9 protein-coding genes are annotated in these 5,953 nt (G+C 69.6%); 5 read left to right on the top strand and 4 right to left on the bottom strand.

The window, feature by feature from the left end:
• A partial coding sequence (locus ACWC09_RS52010) for an oligopeptide/dipeptide ABC transporter ATP-binding protein (protein ID WP_450859266.1) occupies positions 1-372 on the top strand: 372 nt, incomplete at its 5' end.
• Here the strand turns inward: ACWC09_RS52010 and ACWC09_RS52005 are convergent.
• From ACWC09_RS52005 to ACWC09_RS51995, 3 genes are all read right to left on the bottom strand, one after another.
• The gene (locus ACWC09_RS52005) at positions 369-1,124 is read right to left on the bottom strand and encodes a class I SAM-dependent methyltransferase (protein ID WP_450859264.1); all 756 of its coding nucleotides are present in this window, start codon (positions 1,122-1,124) and stop codon (positions 369-371) included. The two genes, ACWC09_RS52010 and ACWC09_RS52005, sit on opposite strands and share 4 nt — an antisense overlap.
• A gap of 72 nt (positions 1,125-1,196) precedes the next feature.
• Positions 1,197-1,397, bottom strand: coding sequence for a DUF397 domain-containing protein (locus ACWC09_RS52000; protein WP_450859262.1), 201 nt, complete (start codon positions 1,395-1,397; stop codon positions 1,197-1,199).
• Positions 1,398-1,399: 2 nt separating this feature from the next.
• Entirely contained in the window at positions 1,400-2,251 is an 852-nt protein-coding gene (locus tag ACWC09_RS51995; RefSeq protein ID WP_450859260.1) for a helix-turn-helix domain-containing protein, read from the bottom strand.
• 202 nt (positions 2,252-2,453) lie between these two features.
• Between ACWC09_RS51995 and ACWC09_RS51990 the strand changes: the two genes are divergently transcribed.
• Genes ACWC09_RS51990 through ACWC09_RS51975 form a run of 4 tightly spaced genes read left to right on the top strand, consistent with a single transcriptional unit; the run spans position 2,454 to position 5,487 of the window.
• Positions 2,454-2,858 carry an ATP-binding protein gene (locus tag ACWC09_RS51990; RefSeq protein ID WP_450859258.1) on the top strand — a complete coding sequence of 135 codons (405 nt, stop codon included), beginning with the start codon at positions 2,454-2,456 and terminating at the stop codon, positions 2,856-2,858.
• 33 nt (positions 2,859-2,891) lie between these two features.
• Positions 2,892-3,776 carry a hypothetical protein gene (locus ACWC09_RS51985; RefSeq protein WP_450859257.1) on the top strand — a complete coding sequence of 295 codons (885 nt, stop codon included), beginning with the start codon at positions 2,892-2,894 and terminating at the stop codon, positions 3,774-3,776.
• A gap of 7 nt (positions 3,777-3,783) precedes the next feature.
• Positions 3,784-4,197, top strand: coding sequence for a VOC family protein (locus ACWC09_RS51980; protein ID WP_450859255.1), 414 nt, complete (start codon positions 3,784-3,786; stop codon positions 4,195-4,197).
• A gap of 21 nt (positions 4,198-4,218) precedes the next feature.
• The gene (locus tag ACWC09_RS51975) at positions 4,219-5,487 is read left to right on the top strand and encodes an MFS transporter (RefSeq protein WP_450859254.1); all 1,269 of its coding nucleotides are present in this window, start codon (positions 4,219-4,221) and stop codon (positions 5,485-5,487) included.
• 130 nt (positions 5,488-5,617) lie between these two features.
• On the opposite strand, the gene ACWC09_RS51970 is transcribed toward ACWC09_RS51975, so the two are convergent.
• The coding region (locus ACWC09_RS51970; protein WP_450859252.1) for an oligopeptide/dipeptide ABC transporter ATP-binding protein at positions 5,618-5,953 on the bottom strand (336 nt) is incomplete at its 5' end.

The following is a 5,953-nucleotide window of genomic DNA, read 5'->3' as shown; positions in this document are numbered from 1 at the left end:
ATCGAGGTCGGCGACCGTCGGTCCATCTACACCCGCCCGCGCCACCCCTACACCCACGCCCTGCTGTCCGCCGTCCCCGAGGTCAGCCTCGACGAGGAGCAGGACGCCGCGGGTCGCCGCGAGCGCATCCGGCTGGCCGGCGACGTCCCGTCCCCCATCTCCCCGCCCTCCGGCTGCCGCTTCCGCACCCGCTGCTGGAAGGCGCAGGACAAGTGCGCGACGGAGGAGCCCCCGTTGATCCAGCTCTCCGACAACCACACGGGCCATCTGACGGCCTGCCACTTCCCGGAGGATCCGACGATCGAGGGTCGGGACGAGGACATCGTGCTGGACCCGGCGCTGGCGGCGCTGGAGGAGGGGGCGGACGACTAAGGCGTTCGTGGGGTCACGTTCTTTCGCGCCACGGTGATGATCTCGGGGGCGCCGGGTCCGAGCGGCCCGCGCCCCCAGTCGCCGTACTGCTCCGCGACGGTCAGTCCGGCCTCGGCGAGGAGCTTCGCGAGCGCGTCGGCGTCGAGGAAGCGCAGGGTGCTGCGGCTGACGCGGGGTGGCCGCAGCGGGCCGCCCTCGAAGGTCGTGGTGAAGGTGACCCGGTCCCCGCGAAGCGGACCCTCGACCTCGTGCCACACCCGCACCCGGCCCCCGTGGCCGTCGTCCACCTCGCGCACATGGTCCGGCGTCCACGTCTCCCAGGCCCGCGCCGCCGGGTTCCGCGTCTCGAAGACGAACCGCCCGCCGTCGCCGAGAGCCTCGCGCACGGCCCGCAGCGCCAGCCGCAACTCCTCGTCGCCGAGAAGCTCCTGGAACGCGTGCCCGGTCATCACGACCAGCCCGAACTCCTCGTGCCAGAGGTGCGAACGCAGATCCCCGAGCACCCACTCGACATCGCGCCCACGGTCCCGAGCGCGTACGAGCATCGCGGCCGAGGGATCCAGCCCGACCAGCCGGCCTCGGTGCCCGGCCTTACGAGCCCCGTGCAACAGCCGCCCGGTGCCGCAGCCGACATCGAGCACGGTGGGCGCAGCCATCACCAGGTCGAGATAGAAGTCGTCGTCCGGGCCCCAGCGGTTGAGGGCGTCGTAGACCGCGGCGAGCGAAGTATCGGTATAGGGGCGGTCGACCACCGCGGCAGTGTGGCACACGGAGGTGGGGGGTGGGGCGGAATCGGGCGAGGTCTCGGTAAGAGTGGGACCTGTTCAACTCCGCGTGGGGCCAGGGTTTTTGAGGGCCGCGATGAAAGGGACGAAGGCATCGGCGGGGAAGGCGAGGGTTGCCCTGGCCGGAGCCTTTGAATCGCGGATGGCTATGTGGTCGTCCAGGTGCGCGACTTCGACGCAGGCGTCGCCCTCGTCGCCACCGGAGAAGGAGGATTTCCGCCAGGAGTGGGGGGTCGGCATGCTCACAGCTCCTTCGCCAGCCGGTGGATGAAGTCCCGCGAATGGTCCGGGTCCAGTGACACTGTCTCTACCCTACGGAATCGCGTTCGATATCGGTTGAGCTGGGCTTCGGTATCGATGTAGACCGGCCCGCCGGGGCCGTCACGGACGACGGTGTCCAGTTGGGGGACGGGGCCGCCCGCGTACACCATCGAACCTCCGGCCCCGCCGAAGCCGTCCAGGTCGAAGGGGATTACGCGCACCGTGACGTGGTCGGCCTCGGAGATTTCCAGGACACGGGTGAGCTGAGCTCGTGCCGTGGATCGGTCGCCGACTCTGATGCGCAGTGCCGCCTCGTGGATCACGGCCTCGTACGGGACCGGGTCCGGGCGTTCGATGATGACCCGGCGCTTCATCCGGTGATCGACCCGCCGTTCGACTTCGCTGGGCGGGAACTCCGGGTTCACGTAAGAGAAGAGGAAGCGAGCGTAATCCGCGGTCTGAAGGAGACCCGGTACATGCAGGAACTCCACGTCCCGGCGGAAGCGGGCGTGATGCTCCAGCTCGGGCAGATCCATGAACGGCGCGGGCAGCTGATCTCGGTACTCCTCCCACCAGCCACGGGTCCGGTCGGTCGCCATGGTCACGAGCGCGTCGATCAACGCCTCGTCCGTACAGGCGTAGTGGGTCGCCAGACGGCGTAGCCGTTCGGCGCTCACGCCGACGACACCGGACTCGATCTGGCTCATCTGCACAGAGTCGGCTCCCAGCAGCTCCGCCGCTTCGCGAGCCTTCAAACCTGTCCCCTCGCGCAGTCTGCGCAGTTCGGTGCCCAGCCGCACCCTGCGGACTGTGAGATGCCTCTTCGGCGGCACCGCTGCCTCCTGTCACAACTGGCCTGTGGACGTAGCTCGTTCGGGGATCAGAATACGGCAACAGCTTGCACCTTCCTAAGTTTAGGAAATACCGTCAGTGATGCGACGCACACGCAGCGGAAGCGCACCGCTCCGTCCTGCCATGACGGTTGCGGCAATGCCACCGCAGGTGAAATCCCCTCCCCCTGAACGGAGTTGACGCATGCCCGAAACCTGGGACTACACCCTCTCCATCCCGAACGACCTCAGAGCCGTCACGATCTGCCGCCGCACCCTGCGCCTGATCCTGACCATGCACGGCCTGATCGGACTGGTGGACACGGCTGAACTCCTCGCGACGGAGCTGGTCGCCAACGCCGTACGCCACACCAAGGGGCCCGCGGCTCTCAGGATTCGCCGATCCCCTGAGGGCGCCGTGTGGATCGGGGCGTGGGACACCGACCCCGAACCGCCGGAGCCGCCACGGCCGTTGGACCAGGTGGGGGACTTGGAGGAGGGGCGGGGGCTCGGGCTGGTCATGGCCTGCGCGGACCACTGGGGCTGGCAGCCGTCGGCCCGGTTCGGCAGCCGGGGCAAGTACATCTGGTGTGACCTGGCCATCGCGTAGCTCGTTGATCATGTCGGAAAGAAAGGAGAGCCGATGGTCAGCTCGTCCCACGAGGCGATGCACCGGATCTTCCAGAAGGACCCTGCGTTGCTGACGCGGGCCCTGCAACAGGTGTTGGGCGTCGCTTTTCCCGAGCCGCGGGAATTCGCGGGTATGAACATCGACCTCACCGAGATCGAACCGGTCGAGCGACGCGTGGACACTCTGTTACGGGCGGAGACCGACAGTGGCGACTACCTATTGGTGGTCGAGTCACAGCGGCGGAAGGACGAGGCCAAGCGAGGCAGTTGGCCGTACTACCTGTCGTACCTCTATGAGAAGTACCGCTGCGAGCCCGTGCTCATCGTCACCACGCAGAGCAGGGCGACGGCGCGCTGGGCGGCGGAGCCGATTCATCTCGGGGTGCCCGGCCGGCCCTCCCTGACGGTCCGGCCGCTCGTACTCGGACCGGACAACGTGCCGGTGATCGCCGATGCGCGGGAGGCCGAACGGGACGTACCTCTTGCGGTGCTCTCGGCCATGACACATGGCCGGGGCCCGAAGGCTGCCGCCATACTGGAATCGCTGGCAGCCGCCCTGAAGACCGTCGACGCGGATAGCGCCGCGGCCTTCGCGCAGTTCGTCGACTCATGCCTGGCCGACCGCCAGGTGAAGCAGATGTGGAGGGACCTGATGGCAGCGATCCAGTACTTCTGGCGGCATCCGCTGGCCGAGCAGGTGCGTGAGGAGGGCCGGGAACAAGGCCGTATTCAGGACCGCGCCGAGATGATTCTCCGCATCCTGGAATGGCGCAGCATCCCCGTGCCCGACGCCGTCCGCGAGAGGGTGGAAGCCTGCACGGACCTGGACCAGTTGGAGGTCTGGGCCCAGCGCGCGGTGCACGCGACGGACGCGGCGGAGCTGTTCCTGGAGGACTGAACGGGCGTTGCTGCATCACGTCGAACTATGGGTGCCCGATCTGGGGAGGGCGGCCGAGTCGTGGGGTTGGCTGCTGGAGCGGCTGGGATACGTGCCGTACCAGAGCTGGGACGACGGACGGAGCTGGCGGCAGGGGGCCACGTACATCGTCGTGGAACAGTCACCGGCGTTGCGCGGGGGCGCGCGGCACGACCGGATGCGGCCGGGACTGAACCACCTGGCCTTCCATGTGCCCGGCGGGCAGGCCGAGTTGGACGCCTTCGTCGCGGCAGCCCCCGACCACGGCTGGACCCTGTTCTTCCCGGACCGGCATCCCTTCGCGGGCGGGCCGGAGCACTGTGCCGCGTATCTGGAGGACGGGGACGGGTTCGAGGTGGAGTTGGTGGTGGCCGTGTCCGGTTCCGGTCACCTGGCGCGGTGAGGGGACATAGGGTCCCTGCCCGTGACGGCTTCTGCGGGCGAGGCGCCGCTGTGGCGCGACCGGCGGTTCGTGCTGCTCCTCGGCGCACGGGTGATCTCCGTGCTGGGAAACGGCTTCGCCCGGGTGGCGCTGGCGTTCGCGGTGCTGGCTTTTCCCGGGGCGAACGGCGGACGCCTGTCGCTCGTCCTGGCCTGCCAGGCCCTGCCACAGCTGGTCTTCGTCCTGCTGGGCGGCGTCGTAGCGGACCGGATGTCACGGTCGAGGCTGATGGCGCTGGCCGACACGCTGGGGGCCGGGGCCTATGCGGGACTGGCCGCCATGGTGCTGACCGGGCACGCACCGCTCGCGGCGATGTGCCTGCTCGCGACGCTGGCCGGAACAGCGACCGCGCTGTTCGCCCCCGCGATGGACGGCCTCGTACCCCTGATCGTGCCGACCGGCCGGCTGCAACGGGCCAATGGGCTGCTCCGGATGGGCATCAACGGCTCGCTGCTCCTGGGCCTGGCCCTGTCCGGCGTCACCGTGGCCCTGGTCGGCGCCGGCTGGGCACTCGCCCTCAACGCCGCGTCCTTCGTGGTCAGCGCGGCGCTGACGGCTCGGCTCGGGGTGTCGGCTGTACCGCGCGTGAAGTCCTCGGGATGGGCCGATCTCCGGGAGGGCTGGCGGGAGTTCGCCTCCCGGCAGTGGCTCTGGGTCGTGGTCGCCCAGTACGCGGTGGTCGTTGCCGCGGTCAACGCGAACGTCGGAGTACTGGGCCCGCTGGCCGCGCAGCAGCACCTGGGCGGGGCCCGGGCGTGGTCCGTCCTCGTGGCCGCGCAGGCCCTGGGCACCATCGCCGGCGCAGGACTCGCCGCCCGCGTGCGGGTGAACCGCCCTGTTCTGGTGGCCGTGTTGTGCACGTTTCCGGCCGCTGTACCGATCACCCTGCTCAGCCTGCGGGCCCCGGTCTGGTTGATCGCCGCGACCATGTTCGGCGCAGGCATCGCGAGCGACGTGTTCGGCGTCCTGTGGGCCACCACTATCCAACGGCAGGTCCCCGAGGAGGCCCTCTCCCGCGTCAGCTCCTACGACTGGTTCGGCTCCCTGGCGTTCGCCCCGCTCGGCCTGCTGGTCGCCGGGCCGGTCGCGGAGGCGGTGGGGACGAGCGCGGCGCTGGCCGGCTGCGCGGCCCTGATCGTCGTAGCGACCTCGATGGCTCTGCTCTCACCGCAGGTCCGGTCGCTGGGCGGCGATGTGCGGCCCGACGTCGTCATACCCGACGCGGACGAGGCGGCCGAGCCGACGTCATGAGAAAAGGGCCCGCGCATCCTTCACGGATGCACGGGCCCTCGCTCCCCTGGACCGGACGTTCATGGGCTCGGGTCAATGGGCCGAGAAAGTCCGTTCCGGTAAGGCGGCTCCTGACGGAAAAGGGGTGTTGTCAGGACGCCGCCTCGGGGTCCTTGGCGAGGCGGGGAGCGGTTACGGTCTCCTCCGTCTCGGGGTAGTGGCAGGCCGTGAGGTGGCCCGGCTTGTTGCCCTCGACCTGTACCAACGGTGGGGCCTCGGTCGCGCACTTGTCCGTCGCTTTCCAGCAGCGGGTGCGGAACCGGCAGCCGGAGGGCGGCGAGATCGGCGAGGGCACGTCGCCGACCAGCCGGATGCGCTCACGGGCCGGTGTGTCCTCCACCGTCGCCTCGGGGACCGCGGACAGGAGAGCACGGGTGTAGGGGTGGCGCGGGTTGTTGTACAGGTCGTCCCGGTCGGCGATCTCGAC

Source organism: Streptomyces sp. NPDC001617, from assembly GCF_053596855.1.
The sequence above is the reverse complement of the archived record's forward strand: the minus strand, read 5'-3'. Positions and strand labels throughout refer to the sequence as shown.